11 protein-coding genes are annotated in these 16,315 nt (G+C 70.1%); 6 read left to right on the top strand and 5 right to left on the bottom strand.

Features of this window, described 5'->3' with window-relative positions; translation table 11 throughout:
* Window positions 1–31: 31 nt before the first annotated feature.
* The 5 genes from K7957_RS18025 to K7957_RS18005 all read right to left on the bottom strand — a co-directional run bounded on the left by K7957_RS18025 (window position 32) and on the right by K7957_RS18005 (window position 6,512).
* On the bottom strand, window positions 32–1,210 hold the full coding sequence (locus K7957_RS18025) for a Gfo/Idh/MocA family protein (protein ID WP_223013900.1): 1,179 nt from the start codon (window positions 1,208–1,210) through the stop codon (window positions 32–34).
* 28 nt (window positions 1,211–1,238) lie between these two features.
* Window positions 1,239–2,501 (bottom strand): Gfo/Idh/MocA family protein, encoded by a 1,263-nt coding sequence (locus K7957_RS18020; RefSeq protein ID WP_223013898.1) that lies wholly within the window; start codon window positions 2,499–2,501, stop codon window positions 1,239–1,241.
* Window positions 2,498–3,622 carry an FAD:protein FMN transferase gene (locus K7957_RS18015; RefSeq protein WP_246617261.1) on the bottom strand — a complete coding sequence of 375 codons (1,125 nt, stop codon included), beginning with the start codon at window positions 3,620–3,622 and terminating at the stop codon, window positions 2,498–2,500. Before K7957_RS18015 ends, K7957_RS18020 begins: the two co-directional genes overlap by 4 nt.
* Before the next feature lie 10 nt (window positions 3,623–3,632).
* Entirely contained in the window at window positions 3,633–4,949 is a 1,317-nt protein-coding gene (locus K7957_RS18010; RefSeq protein WP_223013894.1) for a Gfo/Idh/MocA family protein, read from the bottom strand.
* A gap of 156 nt (window positions 4,950–5,105) precedes the next feature.
* Entirely contained in the window at window positions 5,106–6,512 is a 1,407-nt protein-coding gene (locus K7957_RS18005) for a 3-keto-disaccharide hydrolase (RefSeq protein WP_343228462.1), read from the bottom strand.
* A 237-nt stretch (window positions 6,513–6,749) separates the two neighbouring features.
* Between K7957_RS18005 and K7957_RS18000 the strand changes: the two genes are divergently transcribed.
* From K7957_RS18000 to K7957_RS17975, 6 genes are all read left to right on the top strand, one after another.
* A complete protein-coding gene (locus K7957_RS18000) occupies window positions 6,750–7,484 on the top strand; it encodes a FadR/GntR family transcriptional regulator (RefSeq protein WP_223013892.1) in 735 nt (244 codons plus the stop codon).
* Between the two features lie 302 nt (window positions 7,485–7,786).
* On the top strand, window positions 7,787–10,858 hold the full coding sequence (locus K7957_RS17995; RefSeq protein WP_343228461.1) for a TonB-dependent receptor: 3,072 nt from the start codon (window positions 7,787–7,789) through the stop codon (window positions 10,856–10,858).
* A 70-nt stretch (window positions 10,859–10,928) separates the two neighbouring features.
* The gene (gene uxuA, locus K7957_RS17990) at window positions 10,929–12,125 is read left to right on the top strand and encodes a mannonate dehydratase (RefSeq protein WP_223013890.1); all 1,197 of its coding nucleotides are present in this window, start codon (window positions 10,929–10,931) and stop codon (window positions 12,123–12,125) included.
* Window positions 12,122–13,534 carry a glucuronate isomerase gene (gene uxaC / locus K7957_RS17985; protein WP_223013888.1) on the top strand — a complete coding sequence of 471 codons (1,413 nt, stop codon included), beginning with the start codon at window positions 12,122–12,124 and terminating at the stop codon, window positions 13,532–13,534. The genes uxuA and uxaC overlap by 4 nt, the downstream gene beginning before the upstream one ends.
* On the top strand, window positions 13,531–14,925 hold the full coding sequence (locus K7957_RS17980) for a mannitol dehydrogenase family protein (protein WP_343228460.1): 1,395 nt from the start codon (window positions 13,531–13,533) through the stop codon (window positions 14,923–14,925). Before uxaC ends, K7957_RS17980 begins: the two co-directional genes overlap by 4 nt.
* Before the next feature lie 88 nt (window positions 14,926–15,013).
* The gene (locus K7957_RS17975) at window positions 15,014–16,255 is read left to right on the top strand and encodes an MFS transporter (protein ID WP_343228459.1); all 1,242 of its coding nucleotides are present in this window, start codon (window positions 15,014–15,016) and stop codon (window positions 16,253–16,255) included.
* Window positions 16,256–16,315 lie beyond the last annotated feature (60 nt).

Below are 16,315 nucleotides of genomic sequence, written 5' to 3'. Positions count from 1 at the left end.
GGAATAGGTTCACGACCGCTAGCGCCCCCGCTCAGCCGCCCTGCACCGGCGGGCGCGTGCCCGAGAGCGTGCGCGCCTTGTCCTGCGCGCTCAGCACCAGCTCGGCGGCGAGCAGCGCCTGCGCCTGGTTCTGCGCCACCTCGGTGCGCTCGACCACGTCGGTGACGAACTGCGGCCCGAACGGCAGCGGCACCTTGCTGCAGTCCATGTAGCGGGTGCCCTTCTTGTCCGCGAGGAACAGGTGGTTGCCGCCGGGCCGTCCCTCGATGTCGACATATTTGCGCAGCTCGATATAGCCCTCGGTGCCGAGGATGAAGACGCGCCCGTCGCCCCAGGTCGGCAGCCCGTCCGGCGTGTACCAGTCGACCCGCACGTAGCCCGCGCCGCCGTTGCCCGTCAGCATCATGTCGCCGAAGTCCTGGAACTTCGGATGCTGCGGCGTGGCGAAATTGCCGACCTGCGACGCCACCACCGAGGCCTCGGTCGAGCCGGTGTAGAACACGAACTGATCGGCCTGATGGCTGCCGATATCGGTGAGGATCCCGCCGTAATACTTCACGTCCCAGAACCAATCGGGGCGAGTCGGCGCGCTGACGCGGTGCGGCGCGATGTTGATCGTCTGCACCACCCGCCCGATCGCGCCGGCATGGACCAGCTCGCCCGCCTTGACCGCGGCGCGTACCTCGAGCCGCTCCGAATACATGATCGCGAACTTGCGCTTGGTCTGCGCGATCGTGCGGCGCACCTCGGCGAGCTGATCCAGGCTGGTGATGCCGGGCTTGTCCGACAGGAAGTCCTTGCCCGCGCGCATCACGCGGACGCCGAGCGGCGCGCGCAGATCGGGGATGGAGGCACTGGCGACGACCTGGATCGTTTTGTCGGCGAGGATCTCCTCCTCGGTGCGCGCCACCTTCACGTCGCCGTAGCGCTTGCGGAAGGGGATGAGCTGCTTGGGGTCGCCCGCGTGCACCGCCACCAGCGTGCCGCCGCCGCGGATCAGCGCGTCGGTGATGGCGAAGATGTGCGAGTGGTCGAGCCCGATCACCGCGAAGCGCAGGCGGTTCTTGGCGCTGGGGTCGGGGCCGGTCGGCGCGCCCTCGGCGGAGACGCCGTTGCCCGCCGCGGTTGACTGCGCGCCCGACGCACTGGCGATCCCCGCGCCGACGAGTCCGGCACCGGCGAGCAGGAGACGGCGATCGATCATGTCCATGGCAGCAGGTCCTTGGGAGAAGTAGGGGTCAGACAGTGACGAGGTCGGTCGGCCAGTCGAGCGCGCGGCCGGTGTCGATCGCCTGCTCGCCGAGCAGCGAGGCGACGCTGGCATAATAGGCCTGGGCGAGCAGGCCGGGCACTTCCTTGCCGCTGCGCACTGCCTCGCCGAAGCCCTCGAACTGGAGCATCGTCTCGTCATACTCGCCCCAGCCGAGTGAGTCGCCCGGCGTGGTGACGGGCAGCTCGGGGAACCAGGTGGCGCCGCCGATCGGCACGGTGTTCTTGCGCCCGGCCTGGACGTCCTTGCGCATCTTGGCGAGCGCGGGGACGGCGGCGGGCTGGACTTCCTGATAGATACGGCCGAGCTCGGGCTCGATCGTGCCCTTGCTGCCCTGGATCTGCTCCTCGCAGCCGTAGCGCGCGTTGTTGAGCATCGAGGTGTAGATCACCTTCCGCCCCTCGGAATAATCAAAGATCAGCGCGACCTGATCATAGACCTCGCGCCCGTCCTTCCAGAAGCAGATGCTGCCCGAGCCCATCACGCGCGTCGGCAGCCCGTCCATGAACCAATTGGCGACCTGGAGCTGGTGCGTCGCCAGCTCGGTCATCAGCCCGGCCGAGCGCGCGCGGTACAACCGCCAGTTGATCTCGCGCTCCTGCCCGCCCGCCGGCACGTCGCGGCGCCAGCTGCGATTGCGGTGCCAGCTCGCGCGGATCTGCGTGATCGTGCCGATCTCGCCCGACTTGGCGCGCTTCAGCGCGTTGAGATAGGTCGGGTTGAACAGGCGCTGGTGGCCGATCTGGAGCACCTTGCCGCGCTGGCGTGCGCGCGTGACCATCGCCCCGCAATCGGCGATCGTGCGCGCCATCGCCTTCTCGCAGAACACCGGATAGCCCGCGTCGAGCGCCTCCATCGTGAGCCGCGCGTGGAGGTCGAGCGGCGTGGCGATCACCACCGCGTCGATCCCCTTGGCGTCGAGCAGCGCGCGGTGATCGGTGAAGACGGGCGTGCTCGCGGGCACCAGCGCGCGCGCCTTGGCCATGTGCGGCGCGAACGGGTCGCACAGAGCGGCGACGGTGCAGTTGCGCGTCTTGTTGATGTTCTGGATCAGCGCGCGGCCGCGGTCGCCGGTGCCGATCACGCCGAGCCGCACGCGCGGGCCGCTCGCCGGCTCGGCCGCGGCGAGCGCGGTCCAGGGGGCGGCGACGCTCATCCCCACGCCCGCCGAGGCGACCAGCACGCGATCGAGGAAGGAGCGGCGCGAGAGCGCGAAATCGTCGTCGGTCATGCGGTGAGTTCCATCGGTCGGTCGGCGCGCGTCGGCGCGTCATGGGGGAAGAGGAAGCGACGATCCGGCGCCGCGGCGCGGAGGCGGTCGGCGGCGGATGCATCGGCGACGAGGAGCGCGGTGCTGAGCGCCTCGGCCTCGGCGCCGGTTGCCGCGACGGCGACGGCGGTCGCGCGGCGGGTGACGATCGCGCCGTCGATGGGGCGGATCATCGCGGCGCGGCCTGGCTTCGCCGCGCCGGCGCCGACGGTGGACGAGACCGAGAGCGAGGCGTCGGTGAGCTCGAGCTCGCTCAGCCACATGCCATCGATCTCGGGATGCGGGATCGCGAGCGGCCATGCGCCGCCAAGCGGGTGCTCGCCGATCACCGCGATCGAGCTCTCGCCGGCGGAGAGGAAGGCCGAGATGACGCCTGCGCTGCGGAGGGCGGCGACGGCGCGGTCGAGCGCGTAGCCCTTGCCGAAGCCGCCGAAGTCGAGCGCGAGCGGGTGCGCGGCGGCGACGCGGCGGGTGGCCCGGTCGATCGCGAGCGCGGACCAGCGGGAGAGGGGGGAGACGTCGTTGGCCTCGAGCGCGCTTGTGCCCCGGCGAAGGCCGGGGCCCAGTCGGGAAGGCGGTAGTGATGACGACGCGACGACGGCCACGCCGCCACGGGAGACACACTGGAGGGAGATCGTCTCTTCCCCCTCCCGTTCCGCCCCGGCGGACGCCGGGGTCCGGGTGGGGGACGTCTCGCAAGAGCCACCGAGGCTTTCCCAACTGGGCCCCGGCGTTCGCCGGGGAACAGCGTCGGGCGAGAGGGTGTGCTCGTCCCACGACCCGCGAAGCAGCTCCGGCCCGCCCCCCACACACGGATCGAACAGCCCGTCCGTCGCGGCCCGCATCGCGTCCACCGCCAGCAGCGCCTCCCACAGCAGCGAGTCCGCGACCACCGCCTCGCCCCCGCGCGCCAGCACCCGGTTGAGCGCCACCGCGGGCGACTCGCGCCGCACGGTTAGTGCATCCTCCACCGCTTCCACCGCGGCGCGCGCGGCGGCGAGCGCGTCGGGGGCGGCGCGGCCGAACAGGTGCAGCTCGACCCGCGTGCCCATCGCGGCGAACCGCGCGACGCTCGCCTCCATCTCGCTCACCTCAGGCGCGCACCTCCCAGCCGGGCTCATAGTCGACCGACCAGAGCTTCTGCGCCGCCGCCTCGTTGGGCCTGCCGGTCGCCGGGTCGACGGTGATCGCCCCGCCGGTGCGATAGGCCATGTTGCCGAGGTGGCACAATGTCGTGCTGATATGCCCCTCCTGGATCGGCGAGTGCAGCGCCTGCTCCTGCCCACGCACCACGGCGAGGAAGTTGGCGGCGTGGAGCACGTCGAGCGCGCCCTCGCCGACCGTGCCGGTGGTCTCGGACGAGGCCGCCGCCTTCACTTCGCGCACCTGCTTGCCGGCGAGGTCGTACAGCTCGAAGCCGTTGCGATCGACCACCGCCGAGCCCTTGGTGCCGAGCAGCAACGTCCCGCGACCGCGACCGTAGCGCAGCATGCCGTTGCAGCTCTCGCCGTCCCAGCGGATCACGCGGCCGTCGTCATAGCCGAGCGTCAGCGCGAGCGTGTCGTACATCTCCCAGTCGTCGCCGCGGAAGAAGCGCCGGTCGCCGCGCGCGCTCACCGTCTTGGGGTAGGTGACGCCCATCAGCCAGCGCGCGATGTCCAGCTCGTGCAGCGCGTTGTTGCAGATCTCGCCGGTGCCGTACTTCCAGAACCAATGCCAGTTATAGTGGACCAGGTTGGAGCGATACGGCCCGCGTGGGCGCGGCCCCTGCCACATGTTCCAGTCGAGGTTGGGCGGCGGCGCGATCTCCTCGCCCTTGCCGATCGACTTGCGGTTGTTGGCGTACCAGGTCTGCGCCTCGTAGACGTCACCCAGCTCGCCGGCGCGGATCAGGTCGAGCAGCTGGCGCGTCTCGATGCTGGAGCGCTGCTGGTTGCCGACCTGGAGCACGCGCCCGGTGCGCTGCTGGGTGGCGATCAGCGCCTCGCCCTCGGCGGGCGCGATGCCGACCGGCTTCTCGATATAGACGTTGCGCCCCGCGTCCATGCCGTCGATCGCCACCTTGGCGTGCCAATGGTCGGGCGTGGCGACGGTGACGACGTCGACGGTCTTGCGGTCGAGCAGCCTGCGATAGTCGCCGACCGTCTTCACCTTGGTGCCGGACCGTTCGGCGAACTCGGCGGCACGCTTGGCCAGCACGGTCGAGTCGACGTCGGCGAAATGCGTCACCTGGACGTTGGGCTGCTTCGAGAAGGCGCTCATATGCGCCTGGCCGCGCCCGTTGACGCCGACGATGCCGACGCGGATGCGGTCGTTGGCGCCCTTGATCTGCGCGTAGCTCTTGGCGGTGAACGCCATTGCGCCGATCGTCGCGGCGCCGCCCTTGATCATCGTTCGACGGTCGAACATCGTGGTGCCTCCCCTGGGGTCGTTACTATCTATGCTTTTCTCGTGCCCCGGCGAAGGCCGGGGCCCAGGCGGGAAAGCTGGCGTTCGATACACCGTCGTTCCCCAACTGGGCCCCGGCCTCCGCAGGGGCACCGGCTGGCAGACGCCCAGCGACCATCAGAACTTGCGCAGCTTGATCGAGCGGAAGTCGACCGTGTCGCCGTGGTCCTGCAGCAGGATGGCGCCGTCGGCGGTCTCGCCGAAGCCCGCGACCTGCGCGAACTTGCTCTGCGCGATCAGCGCCTTCAGCTCGGCCGAGCCGCGCTCATACTCGACTACCTTGAAGCCGTTGAGCCAATGCTCGACGTGATTGCCGCGCACCAGCACCGTGGCGCGGTTCCACTCGCCCGGCGGGTTGGCGCGCTTGCCCGGGCTGTCCGGGTCCGAGAGGTTGCGCGCCGGGATCAGGTCGTACAGCGAGGCCAGCGTGCGGTTGCCGTCGCGGCCCATCTTGGCGTCGGGGTGGCGCGCGTCGTCGAGCAGCTGATACTCGAAGCCGACGTTCGACACGCCGCCGTTCGGCCCCGGCGGCAGCAGATATTTGATCCCGCTGTTCGCGCCCTCGGAGAGGCGGAAATCGACCGACAGCTCGAAATCCTTGTAGGTCGCCGCGGTGGCGATGTCGCCGCCGCGCGCCGCCTCGGTCGCGCTCTTCTCGACCGACAGCACGCCGTTCGCGATCGTCCAGCCATGCGAGGGAAAGCCGCCGCTCTTGGCCGCGCGCCAGCCCTTGCCGGTGCGACCGTCCCACAGCAGCGTCCAGCCGGCGCGGCGCTCGGCCGCGGTGAGCGCGTTCGACTGCCACCCCTGCTGCTCGAGCCGGTTCTCGGGCATGGCGTAGCGCTTCGGGTCCTGCGTGATGATGCGCAGGCCCTTGAAGCGGACCTCCGGACCCTTGGCGGCGACCGCGTCGGGCAGCGCGTGGACCTGGAAGGCGAGGAAGCCGCGCGCGTCGGTGTCGTCGACGATGTCGGCGGCGGGCACGCCGTTGATGAAGGTACGCAGCCGGTTGCCGATCGCCTCGACGCGATAGTGGTTCCAGTCGCCCGAGCGGAAGGATTTGCGCGCCGCCTCGTTGCGCCCCAGCGTGTACAGCCACTGACGGCGCTGCTCGTCGTACAGGCCCGCGCTCCACGCGCGCGACGACGGGTCGATCTCCGCCTGATAGCCGAAGACCACGCCGTTGCGGTAGTCGGGCCGGCTCTGGCCGCGAATCATCATCCCCGAGTTGAGCGTCGGGTCGGTCTTGGCGTCGAACTCGACGATGAAGTCGCCGTAGCGTTGGTCCGAGACGAGCCAGCTGTTGCCCTTGCCGATCACCGCGCGGCCGACCAGCTCGTCGCCGATCACCTCATAGGTGGCGTTGCCGCCGGTGCGGTGCCAGCCGGCGAGACCGGGCTTGGGCATCAGGTCGCGCCATGGCGCGGCGCTCTCGCGGGCGGCACTCGATTGTGCCGCCGCGGCGACAGGGAGGGCGCTCGATGGCAAGACCGCCAGCGCCAGCAACGCGAGTGTGCGAACCACCGTCTCTCCCCTCACACGTATAGCGGGTGCTCGATCCGTGCCCGTCACAGGCGATCGTCGAGACACTCTCACGACCGTGGCGTAGATCTTGGTCGGGCCACATGCAAGTACATTGTCAGGCATTTTCACGCGGAGATGCGCTGACAAGGCTTGACGGGGGCGAGCGGGCGGACGAGGAACAAGGCTGAGCCGGACGGCGACGAACGGACGCGTCGCGATGCTGAGGAGCTGACGCGCGTGGCCGAGCATGGCGGCAAATTGTACCGCAAGATCGTGCAGTCGATCGTCACCGACATCGTCGCGGGCGTCTACCCCGTCGGCGCGCGGCTGCCGGCCGAGCGCGACCTGACCGAGCGGTTCGGGGTGAGCCGGCCGACGATCCGCGAGGCGATGATCGCGTTGGAGATGCAGGGGCTGGTCGAGGCGCGCAAGGGCTCGGGCGTGTTCGTGCTCGCCGCCGCGACGCCCCACGTCGAGCAGGAGCTCGATATCGGCGCGTTCGAGATCACCGAGGCGCGGCGGCTGCTCGAGGGCGAGGTGGCGGCCGTGGCGGCGACCGAGATCGACGCCGAGCAGCTCGCCGAGCTACGCGCGCTGCTAGGCGACATGGCGCGCGACGAGGTCGCCGAGGACGCCGACCGCCGCTTTCATATCGCCATCGCCGAGGCGACCGGTAACGCGGTGATCATCTCGGCCGTGACCGACTTCTGGGACATGCGCTTCCGCTCGCCGCTGGCGCGCGAGGTGCTGCTCAAGGCCGGGAGTCTCGGCACCGAGAGCCGCCTCGCCGAGCACGGCCGCATCCTCGCCGCGTTGGAGGCGCGCTCGCCGGCGGACGCGCGCAACGCGATGCGCGACCATCTCAGCCGCGTGATCGACTATCTGCTCGACGTCACCGAGACCGAAGCGGTGGAGCGCGCGCGCAAGGAGACCGACCAGCGTCGCCGCGCGCTGGCGCGGCGAACGGTGTAAGGCGACCAGGCTCCTCCCCGGCACGCGAAGGGAGACCGCCGCGCGATAGCGCGGTGGTGGAGGGGGCTCTCCACCGCACGCAGCGCCCGCGGAAGCCCCCCTCCACCAGCCTTCGGCTGGTCCCTCTCCCTGCCTTACGGGGAGGATCAAACAGTTGTTTTCCTACAATCTGGTCAGGCCAGTTGCCAGGCAGGTTCGCAGCTGATAGCTCTCCATCATTGACCGCATGCCGCACAGACGGCAGCGGCGCCACCGGCGCACAGCGAGCCTGAGACGAGCGTGCGCATATTGGGAGAGGGGATGTGGGCATCTACCGTCGCCAGAAGTGCGCCTTGTTCGTGTCGTCGAGCGCGCTGGCCGCGCTGATCGCGGGGTCCGCCGCCGCGCAGACCGCGCCGCAGGACCTGCCGCCTCCCTCCGCCACCGGCGACGTCGTCTCCGCCGGCGCGCCCGCCGCGCCACCCGCGACCGACGCGCACGGCACGCAATCGCCCGTGCAGGAAGGCGGCGAGGCGCAGATCAACGACATCGTCGTCACGGGCTTCCGCGCCTCGCTCAACAGCGCGCTCAACCAGAAACGTGCCGAGACCGCCGCGGTCGACAGCATCGTCGCCGAGGACATCGGCAAGTTCCCCGATTCCAACCTCGCCGAGTCGATGCAGCGCATCCCCGGCGTGGCGCTGTCGCGCGGCGACGGCGGCGAGGGGCGCAACATCTCGGTGCGCGGCCTCGGCGCGCAGTTCACGCGCGTCCGCATCAACGGCATGGAGGGCGTGTCGCAGGTCAGCGGCAGCGATATCCGCGGCGGCGTCGCCACCGGCCGCTCGTTCGACTTCGTCACCTTCCCGACCGAGATCTTCTCGGCGCTGTCGGTGCGCAAGACCACGTCCGCCGACGTCGAGGAGGGCTCGCTCGGCGCCACCGTCGACCTGCGCGCGCCCAAGCCGTTCGACCAGAAGAAGTCGTTCGTCGTCTCCGGCACCGCGCGCGGGATCTACAACGACATCAAGAAGGACATCGACCCGCGCCTGTCCGCGCTGGTCTCCAAGCAGTTCGGCGACACGTTCGGCGTGCTCGCCAGCGTCGCCTATTCGAAGCGCCGGATCGACGAATATGCCTATTCGGCGGTCGATGTCGTGCCGACCACGGTCTACGGCCTCGCTCAGCCGAACGGCAGCGCCAACGCGGGCGTGATCTTCCCCTTCTGCACGCCCGTCGGCTACACCTACAAGGGCGGCGCGGTGACCAGCCCGGGCGTGGGCTATACCCAGCCGAGCGGGGCCTCGATCGGCTCGGACGCCAACAATTGCAGCACCAACAACCCGCGCACCGGCACCCAGGCGGCCTATGACTATATCATGAGCCGCACCGGCGTGAACGGGCGACCGGGCGGCGGCGTCTATCTACCGCGCCTGCCGCGCCCGGTGCGCAGCAGCCAGGATCAGCAGCGCATCGCGGGATCGCTGACCTTCCAGTGGAAGCCGAGCGACAACACCGACATCTCGCTCGACGGGCTCTACTCGCGCTTCAAGGTCGACCGGCTCGACACCTATTTCGACGCGCGTTCGTTCGGCCGCGCGATCTCGAACAACGGCCAGCCGCTCACCTCGGTGCGCGAGATCGAGGTCGACGACAACGGCTCGCTGGTCCACGGCCTGTTCGACGGCGTCGACCTGCGCTCCGAGATGCAGAGCGAGCGCTTCACGTCCGAGTATAAGCAGGCCAACTTCAATTTCGACCATCGCTTCTCGGACAGCTTCCGGGTGTTCGGCCTGGCCGGCATCAATGAGTCGCGGCTCGACGTGAATCGCTTGCAGGTGGCGATCGATTCGAACGACTCGCGCAACTGGTCGATCGACTTCCGCGACAATCCCGACATCCCCAAGATCGGCTACGGCATCGACACGACCGATCCGACCTTGTTCCGATACGGTCCGCCACTCGCCAACGGCGACCAGCGCGGCCAGCTCTCCAACTTCATCCGCCGCAACACGATCGTCAGCAAGACCTTCGAGCTTAACGGCGACTGGAAGCCGGCGCAGGGCTTCACCATCCAGTTCGGCGGCCAGTACCGCACCAACAAATACACCGCGCGCGAGCGCCAGCTCGCCACCAACAATCCGTTGGCCTTGCCCGCCGGCGTCTCGCTGGCGGACATCACCTTCACGACCACGGGGATCGGCAAGAACCTCGACGGCCAGCTGCAGGACTTCGTCTCGGTCGATCCGGACAAGTTCCGCGACGCGGTCGGGCTCGACAGCTACGTCTATTGCAGCATCGAGTGCGCCAAGGGCACCTACGGCGGCGTCGACGAGAAGTACAAGTCCGGCTACGCCATGGTGAAGTTCGACACGCAGGACATTCTGCCGGTGACGCTGCGCGGCGACGCGGGCGTGCGCTACGTCCACACCAGCCTCGACACCTATGGCCCGATCACCACCGCCGCGCCGGCGGGGTCGACCTACCCGTCGCGCTACGTGATCTCCGAGGTGAGCCGCTCCTACGAGGACTGGCTGCCCTCGATGAACCTGGCACTGGACGTCACGCCCGACCTGATCGCGCGCCTGTCGGCGGCGCGCGTGATGTCGCGCCCCGCCTACGGCCAGCTGATCCCCTCGGGCTCGGCCAATCTGGTGATCCAGACCGCCTCGTTCAGCAACCCGTTCCTCGAACCGATCCGCGCCAACACGTTCGACGCCGCGCTGGAATGGTATTTCCGCCCCGGCTCGCTGCTGTCGGTGGCGTATTTCTACAAGAACATCGAGACCTACATCCAGACGACGAGCGCCAGTGTCGCCTTCCAGGACATCGGCCTGCCGCTCTCGCTGCTCAACGGCACGCAGCTGCGCCCGGGCGACCAGTTCACCGTCCAGCGCAGCAACAACACGCCGGGCGGCCCGCTGCGCGGCTTCGAGGCGAACGTGCAGCTGCCCTTCACCTTCCTGCCGGGCTTCCTCAAGAACTTCGGCGCGCTGGGCAATTTCACGCGGGTGCGGTCGAACATCAACTACATCATCTCGCCCACGCTCTCGCGCACCGCGCCGCTGGTCGGCCTGTCGCCCGAGACCGCGAGCGGCACACTCTATTATGAGGACAGCCGCTTCAGCATCCGCTCGACGGTGAACTATCGCGCCTCGTTCCTCACCGCGGTGCCGAGCGGCTCGGTCGACGCGGACTCGACCTCGAACGCCAGCTCGATCTTCGTCGATGCCTCGGCCTCGTACAACCTGACCGAGAACGTGAAGCTGATCGCGGAGGTGCAGAATATCACCAACGAGACCAATCGCCTCACCGTCGACACGGTGCGCAAGGACCCGCTCTACACCGCCTATTTCGGCCGTACCTTTGCGCTGGCGGTGAATTTCGTGTTCTGAGCCGCGGATGATGTTTCGGGGCGACAGCGGGGGCGGGCGGATGGCGCGACAGGACGGGCGGATGCGGTGGATGACGCAGACGATGCGCTGGTTCGGCCCGTCCGACCCGGTCGCGCTGCGCGACATCCGGCAGACCGGCGCCACCGAGGTGGTCACCGCGCTCCACGAGGTGCCCAACGGCGCCGTCTGGAGCGCGGCGGCGATCGCCGAGCGGCGCGCGACCATCGCCGCCGCCGGTCTCGGCTGGACCGTGGTGGAGAGCCTGCCGATCCACGAGGAGATCAAGACTCGGGGACCGCGCTGGGACGAGCTGGTCGACGCCTACCGCGAGAGCCTGTGCCATCTCGCCGCCGCCGGGATCCGCGTCGTCACCTATAACTTCATGCCGGTGCTTGACTGGACCCGCACCGATCTCGGCTGGGAACTGCCCGACGGCGCGCGCGCGCTGCGCTACGAGCATGAGGCGGCCGCCGCCTTCGACCTCTTCCTGCTCCGCCGCGACGGCGCCGAACGCGACTATGCTCCCGACGTGATCGAGCGCGCCGAGCGCCGCCTCGCCGGCATGGGTGAGGTCGAACGCTACCAGCTCGAGCGCAACATCATCGCCGGTCTGCCGGGCAGCGAGGAGAGCTTCTCGATCGAGGACTTTCGCGCGGCGCTCGCGACCTATGATGGGGTCGATGCCGCCGCGCTCCACGCCAACCACGTCGCCTTCCTCGAGGCGGTCTGCCCGGTGGCGGAGGAGCGCGGGCTGCGTCTCGTGGTCCACCCTGACGACCCGCCCTTCACGCTCTTCGGCCTGCCACGCGTGGTGAGCACCGAGGCCGACGTCGCCGACCTGTTCCAGCGCGTGCCGAGCCGCGCCAACGGCCTGTGCTTCTGCGCTGGCTCCTTCGGGGCGCGGCCCGACAACGACCTGCCGGGGATGGTCGACCGGCTCGGCGAGCGGATCGGCTTCCTCCACCTGCGCTCGGTCCAGCGCGAGAGCGGCGACGCGCGCGGGGGAACGTTCCACGAGGCGGCGCACCTCGAGGGCGACGCCGGCATGACCGCGGTGATCGCCGCGGTCCACCGTCTCCAGCAGCGCGAGGATCGCTCGATCCCGATGCGCCCCGACCACGGACACCAGATGCTCGACGACCTCTCGCGCGTGACCAATCCCGGCTACTCGCTGCTCGGCCGGATGCGCGGGCTCGCCGAGCTGCGCGGCGCCGAGCGCGGCATCGCCCACGCGCTCGCCGGTGCGCGCGCGGAGGCGCTGGCATGACCCGCGCGCTGCGCCTCCATCCCGACCGGCTGTTCCCGAGCGATCGGACCCAGCGCGACATCGCGCGCGCGCTCTACGCCGACATCGGCGCGCTCCCGATCGTCAGCCCGCACGGCCACACTGATCCGCGCTGGTTCGCCGAGGACTCGCGCTGGCAGAACGCGACCGAGCTGCTGCTCGCGCCCGATCACTACGTCTTCCGCATGCTCTACTCGCAGGGCGTCGCGCTCGACGATCTCGCCATCCCGTCGCGCGCCGGCACGCCGGCGACCGACCCGCGCGCGGCGTGGCGCCTCTTCGCGGACCATTACCACCTGTTCCGCGGCACCCCGTCGCGGCTGTGGCTCGACCATGTCTTCGCCGAGGTGTTCGGCTTCGACGTCGCGCTCGAGGCCGGCACTGCCGATCTCTACTATGACCGGATCAACGAGCAGCTCGCCACGCCCGCCTTTCGCGCGCGCGCGCTGTTCGACCGGTTCGGTATCGAGTTCCTCGCCACCACCGAGGGCGCCGACGACCCGCTCGACTCGCACCGTCGAATCCGTGAGTCGGGCTGGGGCGGGCGCGTCGCCACGACCTACCGTCCCGACGGCGTGATCGACGTCGAGCATGAGCAGTTCCAGCCCGCGATGGCGCGTTTCGCCGAGCTGACCGGCGAGGATGTGTGGAGTTGGCAGGGCTATCTCGCCGCGCACCGCAAGCGTCGCGCCGACTTCCGCGCGGCGGGTGCCACCGCGACCGACCACGGCCACCCCAGCGCGCGCACCGCCAACCTCTCTGCCGGCGAGGCCGAGGCGCTGTTCGGCCGCATCGGGAGCGGCCGCTGGGACGCGGCGGACGCCGAGCTGTTCCGCGCGCAGATGCTGACTGAGATGGCGAAGATGAGCGTCGAGGACGGGATGGTGATGCAGCTTCATCCCGGCTCGTACCGCAACCACAACCGTGAGCTGTTCGAGAGCCACGGCCGCGACAAGGGCGCCGACATCCCGCTGCGGATCGAGTATGTGGAAGCAATGAAGCCGCTGCTCGACGCGGTCGGTAATGATCCGCGCTTCACGCTGATCCTCTTCACGCTCGACGAGACCACCTACACGCGCGAGCTGGCGCCGCTCGCGGGCCACTACCCCTGCCTGCGGCTGGGGCCGGCCTGGTGGTTCCACGACTCGCCGGAAGGCATGCTCCGCTATCGGGAGATGACCACCGAGACCGCGGGCTTCTACAACACCGCGGGGTTCAACGACGACACGCGCGCCTTCCTCTCGATCCCGGCGCGCCACGACGTCGCGCGGCGGATCGACTGCCACTATCTCGCGCGGCTCGTCGCCGAGCACCGGCTGGAGGACTGGGAGGCGGCCGAGCTGGCGCGCGACCTCACCGTCGGCCTCGTGCGCCGGGCGTACAAGCTGTGAGCGGCGTCGAGCGGCTGTCGCCCGCCACCGTCGACCGGCTCCCGGACAGTGTGGTTCGCCCCGGCTACGATCGCGCGGCGCAGCGCACCGGGATCGTCCATCTCGGGCTCGGCGCCTTCCACCGCGCGCATCAGGCGGTCTACACCGACGCGGCGATGACGGCGGGCGACCGCGACTTCGCGATCACCGGTGTGTCGCTGCGCTCGCCGGCGGTCGCCGAGGCGCTGCTGCCGCAGGAAGGGCTCTACACGGTGACGCAGCGCTCCGCCGCGGGCGAGCGGGTCTCGCTGGTCGGCGCGCTGCGCGAGATGCTGGTGGCGCCGCGCGACGGCGAGCGGCTGCGCGCGGTGCTCGCCGCGCCGACGACGTCGCTGGTCACGCTGACCGTGACCGAGAAGGGCTATCACCGCGGCCCAGACGGCGCGCTCGACGTCGCCTCGGTCGAGGCCGCGGGGGGCACGATCTACCACCATCTCGCGCTCGCGCTGGCCGATCGGCGCCAGTCCGGCGCCGGCGGCCTGACGCTGGTGAGCTGCGACAATCTCGCGCACAACGGCGCCGCGCTCGCCGCCTCGCTCGGTGCCTGGCTCGATCGCACCGATCCGGGCCTGCGCGCGTGGTTCGAGGCGGAGTGCGCCTGCCCGTCGACGATGGTCGACCGCATCGTCCCCGCCGCGCGCGACGCCGACCTGGAGCGCACCGCCGCCGCGATCGGCCTGTACGACGCCGCCGCGGTGACCACCGAGCCCTTCATGCAATGGGTGATCGAGGACAAGTTCGCGACGCGCCGCCCGCGCTGGGAGCTCGCCGGCGCGCAGCTGGTCGCCGACGTGGCGCCCTATGAGTTCGCCAAGCTGCGCATGCTCAACGGCGCGCACTCGGCGCTCGCCTATCTCGGTCTGGAGCGCGGGCACCAGTTCGTCCACCAGGCGGTGGCCGATCCCACGATCCGCGCCATCGTCGAGCCGCTGATGCGCGACGAGGCCGCGGGCAGTCTCACCCCGGCGCCGGAACAGGATGTGGGCGCCTACGCCGACGCATTGTTCGCGCGCTTCGCCAACCCCGCGCTGCCGCACTCGCTCATCCAGATCGCGATGGACGGCTCGCAGAAGATCCCGCAGCGCTGGCTCGCGACCTTGCGTGCCAGTGCCGCGGCGGGCCGACGCTGTCCCGCGACGCTGACCGCGCTGGCGGCGTGGTTGCGCCACGTCCGCGGCGACGGTGCGCCGGTCAACGATCCGATGGCGGAGCGGCTCGCGGCGCTGTGGCGCGAGGTGGGCGAGGGCGGGATCGTCGCCGCGCTGTTCGGCGAGCGCGGGCTGTTCGCCGATCACTGGCAGGCCGACGCGGAAGACCGCGCGGCGCTCGACGCGCGTTTGCGCGAAGGTTGAAACGGGAGGGCGGCCCACGCCGCCGCGGGAGGGTCGAGTGAGGGCAGCAGCTGAGGTGAGTCCGCCGGCGGTCAGGCCTCGCGGGCGCGTGCGCTGGACGATCTGCGCGTTGCTCTTCTTCGCCACCACGATCAACTATATCGACCGGCAGATCATCGGCATCCTCAAGCCGACGCTGCAGACCGAGCTCGGCTGGAGCGAGGTCGATTACGGCATGATCGTCTTCTGGTTCCAGGCGGCCTATGCGATCGGGCTGCTCGCCTGCGGCGCGGTGATCGACCGGATCGGGTCGAAGATCGGCTATGCCGCCGCGATCACGGTCTGGAGCCTCGCCGCGCTGTTCCACGCGCTGGTGCGCAGCCCCAGCGGCTTCGCGCTGGCGCGCTTCGCTCTGGGGCTGGGCGAGTCCGCCAACTTCCCCGCCGCGATCAAGTCGGTCGCCGAGTGGTTCCCGAAGAAGGAGCGCGCGCTCGCCGCGGGCATCCTCAACGCCGGCGCGAACGTCGGCGCGATCGCGACCCCGATCGTGGTGCCGGTGATCGCGCTCAGCTACGGCTGGCAGGCCGCCTTCATCATCACGGGACTGCTCGGCTTCGCCTGGCTGGCGGCGTGGCTGGCCTTCTATCGCGCGCCCGCGCAGCACCCGCGCGTCTCGCCCGAGGAGCTGGCCTATATCACCTCGGACCAGCACGCCGACGAGCTCAATGCCGCGGCGCCGCGCCCGTCCTGGGCGTCGCTGTTCCGCCATCGCGGCACCTGGGCCTTCGTCGTCGCCAAGTTCATGACCGACCCGGTGTGGTACCTGTTCCTGTTCTGGCTGCCCGACTTCTTCGCCAAGCGCCACGGGCTCGACCTCAAGACCTTCGGCCCGCCGCTGATCGCGGTCTATCTGCTCGCCGACGTCGGCAGCATCGGCGGCGGCTGGCTCTCGTCCTGGCTGATCAAGCGCGGCTATAGCGTCAACGCCGGGCGCAAGCTGGCGCTGCTGGCGAGCGCGATCCTGGTGCTGCCGATCTTCTTCGCCACCACGGTCTCCAGCCTGTGGGCGGCGGTGGCGATCATCGGCGTGGCGGCGGCGGCGCACCAGGGCTGGTCGAGCAACCTCTACACGATGGTGTCGGACACCTTCCCGTCGCGCTCGGTCGCGTCGGTGATGGGGATCGGCGGCGCGGCGGGCGCGGTGGGCGGGATGATCATGGCGCGCTACGTCGGCGAGGTGCTGGAGCGGGTGGGGAGCTACCTGCCGGTGTTCGTCTGGGCGGGCAGCGCCTATCTGCTGGCGCTGCTGCTGGTCCACCTGCTGGTGCCGCGGCTGGAGGTGAGGGGCTAGTTCGGGCTTGCGACCGGCTCGAAGCGTCGCCCACTCGGCGTCATCCTGAACTTGTTTCAG

Origin of the sequence: Sphingomonas yunnanensis (assembly GCF_019898765.1) — a bacterium.
GTDB lineage: Bacteria > Pseudomonadota > Alphaproteobacteria > Sphingomonadales > Sphingomonadaceae > Sphingomonas > Sphingomonas yunnanensis.
Note: the sequence above shows the minus strand (reverse complement) of the source record. Positions and strands in the feature narration are given on the sequence as shown.

Coding starts and splice junctions, on each gene's coding strand:
- K7957_RS18025 (WP_223013900.1), bottom strand. CDS start 1,210: ATGGACATGATCGATCGCCGTCTCCTGCTCGCCGGTGCCGGACTCGTC.
- uxaC (WP_223013888.1), top strand. CDS start 12,122: ATGACCCGCGCGCTGCGCCTCCATCCCGACCGGCTGTTCCCGAGCGAT.
- K7957_RS18015 (WP_246617261.1), bottom strand. CDS start 3,622: ATGGAGGCGAGCGTCGCGCGGTTCGCCGCGATGGGCACGCGGGTCGAG.
- K7957_RS18010 (WP_223013894.1), bottom strand. CDS start 4,949: ATGTTCGACCGTCGAACGATGATCAAGGGCGGCGCCGCGACGATCGGC.
- K7957_RS18020 (WP_223013898.1), bottom strand. CDS start 2,501: ATGACCGACGACGATTTCGCGCTCTCGCGCCGCTCCTTCCTCGATCGC.
- uxuA (WP_223013890.1), top strand. CDS start 10,929: ATGACGCAGACGATGCGCTGGTTCGGCCCGTCCGACCCGGTCGCGCTG.